11 protein-coding genes are annotated in these 15,608 nt (G+C 43.2%); 2 read left to right on the forward strand and 9 right to left on the reverse strand.

The window, feature by feature from the left end:
- Positions 1 to 1,734, reverse strand: a complete 1,734-nt coding sequence (locus HXT24_RS00005; protein WP_422119382.1) for a hypothetical protein — start codon at positions 1,732 to 1,734, stop codon at positions 1 to 3.
- A gap of 348 nt (positions 1,735 to 2,082) precedes the next feature.
- On the opposite strand from HXT24_RS00005, the gene HXT24_RS00010 reads away from it, so the two are divergent.
- A complete protein-coding gene (locus HXT24_RS00010; protein WP_422119383.1) occupies positions 2,083 to 2,433 on the forward strand; it encodes a hypothetical protein in 351 nt (116 codons plus the stop codon).
- A 404-nt stretch (positions 2,434 to 2,837) separates the two neighbouring features.
- Here the strand turns inward: HXT24_RS00010 and HXT24_RS00015 are convergent, their stop codons facing one another.
- From HXT24_RS00015 to hpt, 6 genes are all read right to left on the reverse strand, one after another.
- Positions 2,838 to 3,836 (reverse strand): lipid II:glycine glycyltransferase FemX, encoded by a 999-nt coding sequence (locus HXT24_RS00015; RefSeq protein WP_004125440.1) that lies wholly within the window; start codon positions 3,834 to 3,836, stop codon positions 2,838 to 2,840.
- A gap of 70 nt (positions 3,837 to 3,906) precedes the next feature.
- Entirely contained in the window at positions 3,907 to 5,583 is a 1,677-nt protein-coding gene (gene ettA / locus HXT24_RS00020; protein ID WP_004122991.1) for an energy-dependent translational throttle protein EttA, read from the reverse strand.
- 146 nt (positions 5,584 to 5,729) lie between these two features.
- Positions 5,730 to 6,239: a DUF3180 domain-containing protein gene (locus HXT24_RS00025; protein WP_004122989.1), complete on the reverse strand. Its 510-nt coding sequence runs from the start codon at positions 6,237 to 6,239 to the stop codon at positions 5,730 to 5,732.
- Positions 6,239 to 7,312, reverse strand: coding sequence for a dihydroneopterin aldolase (locus HXT24_RS00030; RefSeq protein WP_422119384.1), 1,074 nt, complete (start codon positions 7,310 to 7,312; stop codon positions 6,239 to 6,241). The genes HXT24_RS00025 and HXT24_RS00030 overlap by 1 nt, the downstream gene beginning before the upstream one ends.
- A 97-nt stretch (positions 7,313 to 7,409) precedes the next feature.
- A complete protein-coding gene (gene ftsH / locus HXT24_RS00035) occupies positions 7,410 to 9,677 on the reverse strand; it encodes an ATP-dependent zinc metalloprotease FtsH (RefSeq protein ID WP_422119385.1) in 2,268 nt (755 codons plus the stop codon).
- Positions 9,678 to 9,867: 190 nt separating this feature from the next.
- Entirely contained in the window at positions 9,868 to 10,422 is a 555-nt protein-coding gene (hpt, locus tag HXT24_RS00040; RefSeq protein ID WP_422119386.1) for a hypoxanthine phosphoribosyltransferase, read from the reverse strand.
- Positions 10,423 to 10,491: 69 nt separating this feature from the next.
- Between hpt and tilS the strand changes: the two genes are divergently transcribed.
- Complete coding sequence (gene tilS / locus HXT24_RS00045; RefSeq protein WP_422119387.1) at positions 10,492 to 11,589, forward strand: tRNA lysidine(34) synthetase TilS; 1,098 nt, start codon at positions 10,492 to 10,494, stop codon at positions 11,587 to 11,589.
- A 411-nt stretch (positions 11,590 to 12,000) separates the two neighbouring features.
- Here tilS and HXT24_RS00050 read toward each other — a convergent pair whose 3' ends face one another.
- Complete coding sequence (locus tag HXT24_RS00050; RefSeq protein WP_422119388.1) at positions 12,001 to 13,785, reverse strand: D-alanyl-D-alanine carboxypeptidase/D-alanyl-D-alanine-endopeptidase; 1,785 nt, start codon at positions 13,783 to 13,785, stop codon at positions 12,001 to 12,003.
- Between the two features lie 155 nt (positions 13,786 to 13,940).
- Positions 13,941 to 15,602 (reverse strand): hypothetical protein, encoded by a 1,662-nt coding sequence (locus tag HXT24_RS00055; RefSeq protein ID WP_422119389.1) that lies wholly within the window; start codon positions 15,600 to 15,602, stop codon positions 13,941 to 13,943.
- Between the last annotated feature and the right edge of the window lie 6 nt (positions 15,603 to 15,608).

Genomic DNA, 15,608 nt, shown 5'->3' on the forward strand with positions numbered 1-15,608 from the left:
TTAGTGACGCATCTTGCGAACAGCAGCACCCATACCAGCAAGCATAGAAGCAGCCAAAGCAGTCAAAGCAACACCAACACCAGCATTACCAAGCTTCTCACCAGCCTTATGACCATTGCCACCCTTGGTAGCAAGCTCACCCTTAGCAGCAGCAGCGCCAGCCTTACCAGCAGCAGCGGCTGGAGCAGCAGCCTGAGCCTTAGCAGCCTCAGTCTTCTTAGCAGAAGCCTGAGCAGCAGGACCAAACTTACCATTCAAAGCATCAGCATAAATCTGCTTCGTACCAGGAACAGCTGGGAAATCAGCAGCCAAAGGATCAGAAGTCACAACAGCAGGAAGAGCAGCAGGATTCACACCCAAACGAACTGCATCATTATAAGCATCCTTATACTCAGCCAAAGCCTTGTTATAAGCAGCAACAGCAGCGAAAGCAGCATCACGAGCAGCATTAAACTCAGCTTCAGCCTTCTGCTCAGCATCAAAAGCACGCATAGCATGAGCATTAGCACGGTCTACGGCATCACGAAGAGCAGTCTCCTTAGCAGAATTATTCTCACCAGAAGCCAAGAAATCAGTCAAATCCTGGTTAGCCTTCTCAGCAGCAGCCTTACGAGCAGCAAGCTCAGTCATAGTGTCAAGAAGAGTCTTCCTCTTAGCAGCATAATCAGCCTTCTTCTCAGCAAGATTATTATCAGCCTCATCCAAAGCAAGCTTAGCCTCATACACGTAATGAGCAGCGAGCTTCTTCTTAGCAGCATCAGACAAGTTCAACTTACCAAGATCCTTGATCTTCTCATCAGGAGTGGTAGTATCATCCTGCTTCTTGTCGTCCTTCTTGTCATCCTTCTTATGGGACTTCTTGTGATTCTTTTTCAAACCCTTACGATGATCATTGTTCATCGTACGATTATTAGAATGCTCACCATCCTTGTCGTAAACATCATCTTCGCTAGTGGAAGCAATACGACCATTGACATAAGCATCTTCATCAACGCGCTCCAAAGCAGCTGCAGTAGTAGCAGAATCAACATGCTCACCATCAGCAGTCAAAACAAGATAATTGCTAGTAACAGCAAGTTCAGCCTGATCTGGAGTCTGAGTCTTCGCCAAAGCTTCTTCTGCAGACTTAGCAGCATCCTGAGCCTTAACATACGCACTGTTCTTTTGAGCAGCAGTCTCTAACAAGCCACGATAAGTGTCAGCAGCCTTAGTATCAGCATCCTGAGATTCAGCTTTAGTAGCAGCATCAACCTTAACTACCTTACCCGCTAAAGCTGTACCAGTGCCGATAGCATAACCATCCTTAGGATTACCGTTTTCGTCAACAGCCTTCTTAGCAGCATCATAACCAGCCTTTACCGCAGCCTCAGCCTGCTCAAAGGCAAGCTTAGTTGTATTCACAGCAGCCTTAGCAGTATTAGCAGCATTCTTAGCTGCCTCAAGAGCAGTTGCTGCAGCAAACCTAGCTTCACCAACAAGCTGAGTACGTTCACTCAAAGTGCCGTAGGACATTCCGTTTGTCTTAGCAGCCTTAATACGAGCAAGCTCCAAAGAACGATCATTCTTTGCTGCATTTACATTAGCGTGATTTTCAGTATCCGCGCTATACTCCGGGCTTTGGAAAGCTGGGAAATCCTTTGGATTAATTTTTGCAGCGAATGCTGGAGCGGCAGCGAAGCCGGCAAGCAAAGTAGCGCCAGCAGCGAAAGCGGCAATAGCCTTCTTATTCATCATTTTAATTTCCTTTCTTCTTCTCCTCCACGTAAAAGACGCGAAGAGAAAACATTAAAATCCAACAACATTCAAAACATTGTGGATAACTGCCAACCAGAGCATCTAGCTAGCAGCTGTTATTAACATACCCCCCCCCGTTTAAAAAAGTCAAGTCCCAATCACACAAAACAAACAGAAAAAAATAATGTTACACACAAACTAATCCACAATAAAAACTATTTTCACCATAATATTTGTGGATTAACACTAATAAAACCGTAAAAACACATTGTTTCAAGGTTTTTAAAGAATTTTCCCAGACTTTTCTCAGGAAACTACTCAAACAAGAACATCAACACTATAAAACCATTGAAAAATCAACATTCCACGCAACCCACACACGCAACACGCCGACACCACGCCAACAACCACACTGGCACCGCACAAACATCACACCAAACCGAATACCACACCAAATACCGCACCAGCACCACATCAAATGTCACGCTACAAGACAATCGCACCCAATTAACTTCCCGCGTTTGTTCCCTTTTTGACCCATTTGGTAAACAAAAGCAAGAACACTTGCCCGAGATTGTTTACGTATTTGGCGATTTTGGAAACAAACACGGGACAAAAGAAACAAAAACAGGCGAATCTACGACTTCGCGCTTAAAGCGTAGCGCGAGAGGCGCTTTGACTGAGCTTGAAATTGCATAACGCATTTCAAGCTCCTTCAAAGCGTGATTTGACCCGCACTTAAAGTCCACTGGACTTTAAGTGCGGCGAATACATGAACGCGCTGTAACGCGCGAACGATTTCCCCGCGTTTGTTTACGTATTTAGTGTTTTGGTAAACAAAAGCAAGAACACTTTCTCGTGTTTGTTCCCTTTTTGACCCATTTGGTAAACAAATGCGGGAACACTTGCCCACGTTTGTTTACGCATTTGGCAATTTTGGGAACAAACACGGGATAAAAGAAACAAAAGCAAGATAAAAGAAACAAAAACAGGCGAAGACGCAAGCTCGCGCTGTAGCACACGAACGACATGTGACGCACTTTGCGCCAGATTCAATATAGCTCGCGCACTACAGAACTATAGAAATAGCAAATCTCAGGCAATCACCTATTAACGAACTTGCTGTATGCATCCTCATCTGCAACAACATCAAGCTCACCAATCCAAATGAACGGATCAGTGGCCTTGCAGAAACCATACTTAAAGAAATAAAGACCATCGCTAACATCAAGCGAGAACACCCCACCCATGTTAAAGTACTTCATTCCAAGCTCATGCGCCCACTGAATCAAATCCCATATAGACAAATACCCTGGGCTTACCTTGCCCTGCATGGTCGCAGTAGCACCATACATGTACCATAATTCACCGTTATAAGGCAAACCAATCATGCACGCAATAGTCTTACCCTCATAGTCTGTGCTATAAATCCTCATTTCTGGATAAGCCGCAAGCAACCTCTCAAAATACTCTTTAGGCCTGTATGTAATACCATGTCTTTTTGCCATAATCTCAGTAAGCTCATAGAACTTGTCAATATCTTCCTGAGAACGACTCCACCTAGATGTAACGCCAGCTTTTAAAGAAGCCCTTATATGCCTTCTTGTCATTGCACTAAACCCAGCAAGAAGATCATCCGTAGACTTACCCTCAAGGTCTAGCATCATCTCATAGCGAGGATTGGAGAAAGAGTGAAGTTTTTCCCCATCGCTCCTAAAAGTAAAGCCTTGCTCTCTATACTTATTAACAAGATCTTGATCGTTTTGAACGCAAGGATCCATTCGCAGCAAAAACGCATTGTACTTTTCAATAAGGGGCTTAGCTTCTTCAATTAGCTTCTTAGTGGTTTCTATATCATAAAAATCACTTACTGGCCCATGAGGAGCATAGAGGAACATTTTATCATCAACAGCTTTTATGCCGAGAACAGACATTGCTGCCGTGATCTTACCGTTTTCTTCTAGATAAACATATTCACTAATCCAGTTGCTTTTCACATCTGCCCAACGCATATCTTGCATAGCGTTTCCGTAAGGCGAATGCTTTATGAATTCCTCATACTCTTGGACTTTAGAAGAATCATTTTTATCAAGTATCGGCATTTGTTCTCCTTTTTAGCTCAATACGTGATTTTAATTCAGTTTTACTCTGATAACACGAGTTATACGCGACTTAGCGAGTAAGCTTACGATGCAAGCGATGAGGACGAGCAGCCTCTTCACCAAGGCGTGCAATCTTGTTTTCCTCATACGCCTGGAAGTTACCTTCGAACCAGTACCACTTTGCAGGATTCTCATCATCACCTTCCCACGCAAGAATATGCGTGGCAACGCGGTCAAGGAACCAGCGATCGTGTGAAACCACAACAGCGCAGCCTGGGAAGTCAAGCAAAGCGTTCTCCAAGCTTTCAAGCGTCTCAACATCCAAATCGTTAGTAGGCTCATCGAGGAGAAGCAAGTTTCCACCCTGCTTAAGCGTCAAAGCCAAATTCAAGCGGTTGCGCTCACCGCCAGAAAGCACGCCAGTAAGCTTCTGCTGATCCGAACCCTTAAAACCAAAGCTTGCAACGTATGCGCGAGTAGGAATCTCAACGCCTGCAACTTCAATAAAATCAAGTCCGCCTGAAACAGCTTCCCACAAGTTCTTATTAGGATCCAATCCTGCACGATTCTGATCCACGTAAGAAATCTTTACAGTGTCTCCAACTGTAAGCTCTCCACCAGAAAGTGGCTCCAAGCCCACAATCGTCTTGAAAAGCGTAGACTTACCAACACCATTCGGACCAATAACGCCAACGATACCGTTACGCGGCAAAGTAAACGACAAGTCGTCGATAAGCACACGGTCGCCAAAAGCCTTGTGAATATGCTTTGCTTCCAAAACTTGCGAGCCCAAGCGTGGACCTGCTGGAATTTGAATCTCCGAAAAATCAAGCTTCTTAGAATTGCGTGCCTCTTGCTCCATCTGGTCGTAACGCTCCAAACGAGCCTTATTCTTAGCTTGACGAGCCTTCGGTGAACTACGCACCCAGTCCAACTCATTCTTTAAGCGCTTAGCAAGCTTTGCATCCTTAGCGCCCTGAATCTCCATACGCTTGGCTTTAGTTTCCAAGTAAGTCGTGTAATTACCCTTATAAGGGTAAAGCTGGCCGCGATCAACCTCACAAATCCACTCTGCTACATTATCCATAAAGTAGCGATCGTGGGTTACAGCAATAACAGCACCCTCATACTTGTGCAAGAACTGTTCCAGCCAAAGAATCGACTCCGCATCCAAGTGGTTCGTAGGCTCGTCCAGCAGCAGCAAATCTGGGGCTTCAAGAAGAAGCTTGCACAGAGCCACTCGACGCCTTTCGCCTCCAGAGCACACAGAAACAGGCGAATCTGGATCTGGGCATTGCAAAGCATCCATCGCCTGCTCAAGCTGAGAATCCAAATCCCAACCGTTTGCAGCATCAATCTCTGTTTGCAACTTACCCATTTCTTCCATCAACGCATCAAAGTCAGCATCTGGATTTGCCATCTCTTCGCCGATTTGGTTAAAACGCGCTACTTTTTGCGCAATCTCACCAAAAGCCATCTTAATGTTTTCACCAACCGTCTTCGTTTCATCGAGAGGTGGCTCCTGCTGCAAAATTCCAACGGTATAACCTGGCGTAATCGAAGCCTCGCCGTTCGAGACATTCTCCAAACCAGCCATAATCTTCAGCAACGTTGATTTACCCATGCCGTTAGGCCCTACAACGCCAATCTTTGCGCCTGGGAGGAAGCTTAAGGTAACGTCGTCTAGAATCACGCGATCCCCGTAAGACTTGCGTGCCTTAATCATCTGATAGATAAATTCAGCCAAAGTAATATACCATCCTTAAAAATTGAATCAAAATTAAATTATTACAGCAGATTTTTAAATTTTAGATTTTGTTTTTATGTTTTGTATTTCGGTTTTGTGTTTATGTTTTATACTTATATTTTTAAATTTTATATTTTAAATAATTTTTAAATCGCAGCAGCTGACTGTGCTCTGTCGGAAGTACCACTTGATGCATCCGCACCATCTTCTGGAGGAAGTTGGCACATCCACTCACCCACAATACCAATAATCATGTCTACAAGACATACTATTCCAGCTATAATGCATTCACGAATAATGTTGGAATAGAGCGGAATATTTGCATGCGGCCAACACATGAATAGTTGCCCAGCATACCATCCAGTTAGAATCGCTCCAGCCATTCCAAGCGCTTTTGCAAGCATAAGAGCTGCAACAGCAAGCTGCATATTTAAATGCTTATGCTCTTCTGGCTTTGCGGTAGCATACTGATGCGTTTGCCAAGTAAGAATAAAGGTAACTATTCCACCAATTGTCATAAACGCAAGAACAACCCACGGCGCACCAGAAAGCGATATTGCACTTGATTCCGTAATAGACACCAGGAATGCGCCGAATACAAATCCGAATAGCACCCCGAGTACAAAGTACCACCAAGGCGTGCGATAAGCTTTCATCAACACTCTCCCATAATCCAACGTTCTGAATAAATACCGACTCGCGCTGCATCTGGTGCAAACGCAAGTTTGTACGCAAGTGGTTCTCCATCAATTGAAGCATCTGGCTCAATCTGCATCCATGGCTCCAATTGTGCAGCATTTAGCGGTGAATCAAGCCTATCTGAATCCATGGTCTTTGTATTCGAACTATCAGATCCATATTGCCTCGTGCCTAAAATTCTCAATCGCAAATTTTGTTCTTGAGAAATCTGCATTTCCTTGATCTTACGCGCTAAATCATCTTCTACCATTGTACTAGATACCACTATTATTGCGGAATATTCTTCGCCTTTATCAGAGCTTACCTGATATAGCGCCGAAACGCCGTCTAATTGAGTTGAAATAGGTTCTTTCGATTGCTCCAAACTCGTGATTACATCTAGCATGGCGAATTTTGTTGACTCTGATTTTTCTCCCTGCATTGACACTACTGCAGTTGTGATAATTGGATTATAGCCAGATTGGCTATAGACAGAATCTAAAGAAGAATTAGAATCGCTGGTTGCTTGCGACTTATCTTTAGACTTATCTCTCGACTCATCTTTCGAAGTCTCATCTTGTAATTTTTCCTTCTGCGCAGCCGCAAAAAGCGACGCGTCCGTAGGATTCGCCAATCCAAAAATCTGCGATGTTTCCACATCGTCTGCAACCCTACGAATCGTAATAGACACGCCATCTGCATTAGGTAAATCATAATAAGCATCGTTAAAATCAGCTTTAAACTTCGCATTAACAGTAATCTCTGCCTGTTTAACAAGCCAAGATTTCATAGCTGAATCCAGTAGCCTTCCAGCCGTAAGCTCCAAACAAATCGAAGAATTCTTAGCAATATCATCATCTTGAACACACGAGTCCAAAACGCGGCTAAGTCTTTTAGAAATCTGGGCAATATCAACCGTTTGGGTAGAGTCGCCAGCAACCGCTGCCCTCAAATCTAAACTCAAAACAGCATCAACACTAAGGCGAGTATATAAGCCAATAAAAGCATCAGTATCACTCGGTTTAATACCACTTAACTTAATTGTGTCCATAATCGCCTCCCAAAAATATTATACGCGCGATGCTTTGCATAATCGCTAAACACCGCGCGTAAAATTGTTAAATTAAATTATTATTTAAATTAAATTATTATTTTAGACTTTTATCTTCATCTGTAGAATCAGCTGGCGACTTATCCTCAGCATTATCCTCAGTATTATCCTTAGAAGAATTACCCTCAGAGGCATCATCCTTAATAACACCAATATTTCGCTTCAAGCTTTCTGGAATCTCTACAGGAGGAAGAGGCGAATCTGGACGATCCGAATTAGAAAGCCACAAATCGCGCTCTGGAGCCTTACGAATCTTAGAGAAGATTTGCTCAAGCTCTTTCTCGTTAAGCGTTTCCTTAACAAGAAGCTGACGAACCAACTCATCCAAAACATCACGATTATTATTAATAATCTCCCACGCCTCAGTGTGAGCCGTTTCAATCAACTTGTGAACTTCTTCATCAATCACTTCGGCAGTTTTATTAGAGAACTTACGCGATTGCAAAGAATCCAAAGAACCAGAAGAATCCTGATCAGCGTCCATCCACTTTACGGCACCAAGCTTAGAGGAGAAACCATATTCAACAACCATCTTACGAGCGATTGCTGTAGCTTTTTCAATATCGTTAGAAGCGCCAGTAGTTGGATCGTGGAACACAACCTCTTCCGCAGTACGGCCGCCCATAGCATACGCCATTTGATCAAGCAACTGATTTCGCGACTGAGAATAGCGGTCGCTAGTTGGCATAACAGCCGTGTATCCAAGAGCGCGTCCGCGAGGCAAAATCGTAACCTTAGTAACAGGATCCGTATGATGCAAGGCAGCAGCAACGAGCGCGTGACCACCTTCGTGATAAGCCGTGTTGCGCAACTCATCCAAAGCCATGCCCTTAGACTTCTTTCTAGGGCCAGCTTGAACGCGATCAATCGCCTCGTCAATAGCGCGATTGTCAATAAGCTGAGCGCCAGAACGAGCGCAAAGCAAAGCCGCCTCATTAAGCACATTAGCCAAATCCGCGCCAGTAAAACCAGGAGTTCGAACAGCAACCATATGAAGATCTACGTCTGGAACAAAAGGCTTGCCTTTAGCGTGAACCTTAAGAATCGCCTCGCGACCTTCCAAATCTGGGGCTTCCACAGCAACCTGACGATCAAATCGTCCTGGTCGCAAAAGCGCAGAATCAAGCACATCTGGTCGGTTCGTAGCAGCGATAATAATCAAATTAGTGTCGTTATCGAAGCCGTCCATCTCTACAAGCAGCTGATTAAGCGTTTGCTCACGCTCATCGTGACCGCCAGTCATACCGCTACCGCGGCGGCGTCCAACGGCATCAATCTCATCAATAAAGATGATTGCTGGAGCGTTCTTCTTAGCCTCATCAAACAGCTCGCGCACACGAGAAGCACCAAGACCAACAAACATCTCAACAAAGTCCGAACCAGCCATGGCATAGAACGGCACACCAGCTTCGCCTGCAATAGCACGCGCAAGAAGAGTCTTACCAGTTCCTGGAGGGCCATAAAGCAGCACACCGCGCGGAATACGCGCTCCTAAAGCCTTGTAGCGAGAAGGATCCTTAAGGAATTCCTTAATTTCCTCAACTTCTTCTACAGCAGACTGTTCACCTGCAACATCCGCAAACTTAGTCTTAGGTGTTTGACCTTCCAAAAGCTTTCCGCGACCACGGCCGCCACCCATTCCAAGCATTCCGCCGCCAGCGCTTGCCATTCTGCCAAACATAAACCAAACAAGCCCAAGCAGAATCAAAATCGGCAGCATAGATGTGATCAGATAAGAAATTATGCTAGAAGACTGCATGCTAACAGTCCAGCCATTAACTGGCTTAGCTTTTTCGATATCCTGAACAACAGTCTTACTCTGAGCAATCGTATAGTAGAATTGCACGTCTTTTCCATAATCGTGCTTCTGCTTATCGCGCTTATCGAACTTAACATACTTCTTGTCAAGCGTAAGCTTTACAAGCTGTTTGTTGTCAATAACCTCTACATAATTTGCACTACGCTTATGAAGCAACTCCAAGCCATCTTGCGTATCAATTGTCTGTGTACCGTTATGCACAAACATCTGGAATCCTGCTACAGACAATATCACAAGAAGAACAATCCAAGTCCAAGGAGATTTAAAGAACTTACGACGAGAATCAGGATTATTATCATTCTGCGAATCATTACCATTCTGATTCTTATTGCCGTTCTTGTTTTTATTGTTCTTATTATTCCCACTATTCCTATCTGGATTTTTTCCAAAATTAGGCGGAAGGAACGGATTATTCCCGTTACCTCCCAAAGGACTTTTCATAGGTCCACCCATAGGTCCGCGAGGCGACATTGGAGAAGCGCCCATATAATCAGGCTCCTTTCAGGATCCTTCTGAAGGCTCCTTACATAGAAATATGCTTAAAACTAGGATTAAATCCTACTATTTGGTTTCTATTATCAGTACTTAATTATTCAAGATTACCTAAAATTAATCAAGATTTTTTAAGACTAACCAAAGTTTCTTAAGATTACTACTCAAAATCAATAAAGAATACTTAAGATTCATACACAGATGGCTTAAGAACCGCGATAGAATCAAGATTCCTATACTTTTCGTCGTAGTCCATTCCGAAACCGACCACGAATGCGCCAGGAATTTCAAATCCTGAATAGTCGATTTGCACTTCTACTTCGCGTCGTTCTGGCTTACTTAGTAAAGCAAAAACTTTTACACTGTTAGCTCCGCGGCTTTTAAGCTCATCCACTAACCAAGCTAATGTGCGACCTGATTCAACAATATCCTCAACAATCAGCACATCTCGACCGCGAACATCTGTAGTTAAGTCCTCGCGAACCGTAATATGGCCGCTGGTCTTAGTGCCACTGCCATAACTGGAAAGACTCATGAAATCCATAGGAGCGTTAAGACTAAGCTCCTGCGAGAAAACAGCAAGCGTGTTTACAGCGCCTTTAAGCACTGCAACAAGCAAAATATCGCGGTTTTCGTAGTCTTTGCTAACTTGAGCAGCAACCTCACGAATACGCTTCATAAGTTCTTCGTGACTGATCAATTCGTAATCAATATCATCTCTTATATCAGCAATCTGCATGCTAACTATGATTGCATAAACGAATGACGGACGTGTTACAACTTACGCATTATGATTTAGACTATAAGCATGGTTTACTCACCTAGTTGGCGTAAAGGAATTGGCGAAGTAAAACGCTGCTTCGATAATCTTGGGCTAGAAGTGCAAGATCCACAATTCTTGCAGCATGGGCAACATTTGGCTTTACCAAACGCACCAATCGTGCTGGTAGCATGCTCTGGAGGACGCGATTCGCTAGCATTAACAGCACTGGCAGTCAAAGTGTGCGCAAGCAGAGGTATTCGATGTGCAGCGATTATAGTGAACCACAACATGCAAGAAGGATCCGCAAAAGTTGCACAAAACGCTGCTAATACTGTTGCAAGTTTAGGAGTAGACAAATCACTTATATTCGTTGAGTCCGTGCAAGTTAAAGATGGCGAAAAAGGAGAAGAATCTGCAGCAAGAGACGCTAGATACGCTGCTATTATTGACGCGGCTAAGGATTTGGGTGCATCCGCAGTTCTTTTAGCGCACACGGCTGACGACCAAGCAGAAACAGTGATTATAGGTTTACGAGACTCTGCAGGTCTTGAGGCTGTAGCTGGAATGAAAAATATTACGGTTCGAAGTGGAATACGTTTTGCTAGACCGCTAATTAACCTTAGAAGGCTTGAAACAACCAATATTTGCAAAGATTTGGGCATTGAGTGGTGGGATGATCCAACAAACGGCGATTTAACACAAAGCGATGTTGAACTACCAAAGTCATACCCTCTTCGCTCAAGAATAAGACATACTCTAATGCCTTATATTTCACGGTTTTTTGCTACAGACATGACTTTACTACTTGCCAAAGGTGCCAAATTTGCACAAGACGATTTAGATTACATTAATTCTCAAGTTGACATAATAGAAAGAGAGACGATTTTAAAGCAAAATTATGATTCTTGCACACACAAAGTAAAAATAGCAATATCACCTTTAACAAAACAACACACTTCGATAAGACGCAGAATAATCGCCCGCGCTTTAACCGCCGCTGGAATACGTTTTTCGTCAAATCATATAGAATCAATCGACGAACTAATTACAAACTGGCACGGTCAAAAACCTGTAGCTCTTCCTGGCGGATATGCGGCAAGCAGAAAATCACAGACTATAACTATTTGCGCGCGCTTTGACTGAGCTTGAAGGCAGGTCAGAGTGCGCATTTATACGTGATTTCGGTCAAATATGGTACAAAATGCGGAAAATCGTTCGAGCGTGGTTACGCCAAGTTAGGTGGAGATTCGAGATTTTTCGCAACGAAAGAGGCGAGCCTCAGCGCCGAAGGTGGTGACTCGCCGAGAGAGCAAGAAAAATCGAGAATCTCGGCGATGAAAACCACGCAAAAGTCCTAGATATTCAGAAGGTTTGATGTATTTCTCTACGAGCAATAAATAGCGCCATACTCAAACCTAAAACCTTAGAATATTAACGTTCATAAACTATCCGTAAAAGTGCGCGTCACTTGCGAGGAGAGAAATACGCAAACCTCGCGCAACAACAAATAGGAGAATCGCGCTACGCTCTAAGCTGAAGGCAGGTTGGCGCGCACTAAAGATTAGTTAGCTCAGCCATCATCTTATTCACGCCTGTAAAAGTGTATCCAATGTCTCCAGGCGGATTCACAACAACAGCAAAAGTTAGAGCTCCACCAGATCTTCTAGAAACATTGCCAACCATAGATGACACATCACCCAGAAAACCAGTTTTAACACGCAGTAAGCCAGCTGCCAAAGGATCTGACAAACGATGGCGTGCCGAAGTGCACCATACACCAGGTAAAGCTAAGCCTTCTGCTGCTGCAGCACCTTTACCGATTTTAAGATTCTGAGCCTGAACTTGCACAAGAGTCACAGCACGAACAGCGGATTTAGGCGAAAGCCCAGAACAATCAGACATGTGCAATCCGTTTATATCAACGCCTAAATCGCGCAAAACGTCGCGTACAGCATCTGTGGCGCCTTCTGGAGAATTACTTTTACGCATAGCGAGCGCAGTAAGACGACCAAATTCTTCCGCAATAGAATTGTCCGAATGCCTTAGCATATATGCCATAATTTCGTTAAGTGGAGCAGAAGAAACGCTGGCTATTTGCTTAAAATCAGAGGAAATCATCGGTTTTCTAGAGCTAACATATATGGATGATAATCCATCAATCTTGGAAGTTTTGCCAATTTTTGCAGAATCAGTGCTCCAAGTTCTCACGTCAATACCAAATTTTTTGAGTAGATTCGCAAAAATTAATCCCGTACTTACAGCTGGATGCCGATCTAAAAGTGGATAATCATCTGGGTCATCAGCATCATTGCCAGCAGCCACCCATGCTGCAAAATTACGATCTCTGCCTTCATCAACAGCTAAAGACGATGTTGGCGCATAAAAACGTCCTTCTTCATCATTTTCATGAATCAAATCAGGATAACGTTTCTCTCCAAACAAGGAATCATCAACAGCAAGCTCAACAACTTTTACACCTTGTTTTTTAAGCGAATTCACAGTATTGCTAGCAAGAGTTTCAAGACCAGCTCTACCATTTACATGATTTGGATCATTGGTTGCAGCACCCATCAGCATATCGCCGCCGCCATGAAGAACGAGCCTAGCAAAACCATTTTTCACGCCAGATACAGCAGAATCAGCATTTCTGGAGCTTCCAACATAGTTTGCGTAAACTGTTGTAGAAAGAGTCGAGCCCATGTCTAGAACATGCGAGGCAGCTAGAGCCGTAAGCGTTTTCATAGTAGATGCAGGCTGCAAAGCAAGATTTTCATTTTTAGCAGCTATAATCTTTCCGTTTGCATCAGCAATAACAGCTGAAGCATTAGGACCAAGACCTGGATATTCAAAAAATTCCTGCAAAATCTTTTCCGCAGATGACTTGTCAACGGGCTTATTCTTATCCACCTGCTTAAGCAAGCTAGCATATTTAGCTAATCTCTTAGGTTTTGGGCTAGTTAACTTTTGAAAAATCTTATGATCACGCGCAGCAATTTCAAACTGATTAATAAAACGATTTTGCAAAAGATCTTGGCAATCAAACAGAATATAGCCACCCATTAAAGAAATTACGCCAATTACCGATATTAAGCAGACTAGAAAACGGTTTTTTGACATAGAGCTATTAGCGCGGTTTTCTACACTAAGTTCGGTTGCTGGCGATTCATCCAATGTTTCGGCTTGCTTTTTTTGCGATACTGTTGGCGAGGGTACTTTTTGCGATACTGTTTGCAAACTGGACTTAAAACCAGCTTTTTCCCTAGCCTCTTTCGACGTGAAAGCATCTTCTGGAATCTCGACTATGTTATCTAGATTCTTAAGGTCTTCATCGTCTTGCATGCGCACGCCGCCTATGTGTATGTACTTAAGTTGTATGTGTATGTACTTAAGTTAATTGCAATTCTTTACAACTATACAAACTATACACTTGCATATGCCGAGAGTAAGTTTGTGTGCATAATATAGTTTTTTTATAGAGGCGTGCGCATTAATACTCAAGCAGTAATCGAGGCGAATCTGCGCAAGTTTTCTACAATGCGAATCATGCGCTTATCCATTACTTTGCCGCCAATAATTACGCCAACAGCCAGCACAATCAAACCGTTCACTACGAACAGAATGCATGCAATCCACAAAAGATTCATGTTAAGAATCATCAACGCAATAGCCAAAGCAATAGACGGAATCATGCATACGAAAGATAGCAGCATAAAACCTATTGAAGCAAAAGATCTAGCTCCTGCAGAACCTTGTGGCCTAGAAAATGGCTTTTCGATTGACGGCACAGGGTACATTACTATGCACGAAGAAATTAAGCCAATGCCTATGGTAGCAAAAGCTACTCCGATTGGAGAAAGAGTTTGGAACATAACTGCACTTACACTTTGATGAACATTTGCTACGAAGAAAAGGAAGAAGTAAACTCCTACTCCAAGAAGCGCAAAATACACAGCGCAAATCACGGACCAAACTATTGCGTGCGCTAAGCGATCGTGCATGCCTTTTACACCAATTATCGCGTGCATAGTAAAAGCTGTACCATCGTATGCAATATTGTTTCCAATAACAATGCCCATAAGCAAAGCAGCATACATAAGCCAGGTAGAAAAGCCTAGGTTATCTGCTATAAAACTAGAAGAATCAAATCCTTTAGTGTTAAAACTAGTTCCTCCTGCAACTACCAGAATAAAAAGCGGCGCAATAAACAAAAACAGTTGACGCAGGTCTCTTCTCATAACGCTAATAATTCGCGCAATAATTGCACCAACTATATTGTCTGGAACTGCTGCAAATAAGCCAATTCCTTTAGTTTTAACAACTGTTTTTTGCTCACCGCGAAGTAGCTTCGGCTCTAATTTTGCGCAAAATACGGATATTGCAAAGCAAGCAGCAATCGTTACAACGCAAATAAAGAAACGAATAGCAAGAGCAAACCAATTCCCATTAATAGCATCGAGCGGCAAAGCCATAGCTGCACTTAACGGCGTAAAAGCAGAAACAGCGCAGAAACTTGTACCTAACGCAATTCCATTTGGCGAAGGGCTATGCCTGTTCATTGACGCAACAAAAATCATGTACGCTATAAAAATAACAAAGTAAAAGATGTTTCTTGAACGCTTGTTTATTAAAATAGTATCTAAAAGCTCAATAAGCATTTTGCTTAAAGACACGATTGTTGCAATGTAAAGCGGAGCCGCGATTACGCTTACTACAACCGGCACAATTCCAAAGTTTCTGTAAGCTAAAGACCACAAAGCAAGCGCGATTGTGCAACTTATTGAAATCGCTCCAAAAAGAGAGCCAAGAAGCATACCAGCTTGCTGCTTTACGTAAGGAATGCCGTAAAGCGCAAAACTACGCGATTTTAGCGTTGTGTCACTGCCAAACATAAACAGGTTTATAAACAGCGTAAAAATTGATGCAATCGACGCAAGCATTATTGGAACCAATTGGAATTCCTGCCAATCTTTAGTATCTGCAAGCATTCCTGGATTAAGATACTTTCCCGCTTGAAAACCAGCAAAACCAAGAGCGCATATAATCGCAAGTCCAAAAACAATGACTATACCAAAGCCGATTTTTTGCCAAATCGACTTTCGCATAACAGAAAAAGTAAGCGCCCAGCGAAGGCGAACCATTGTGAAAATCATAGACATTACGGC

Origin of the sequence: Gardnerella sp. DNF00354, assembly GCF_049262755.1 — a bacterium.
In the GTDB taxonomy this organism is placed as follows: Bacteria; Actinomycetota; Actinomycetes; order Actinomycetales; family Bifidobacteriaceae; genus Bifidobacterium; species Bifidobacterium vaginale.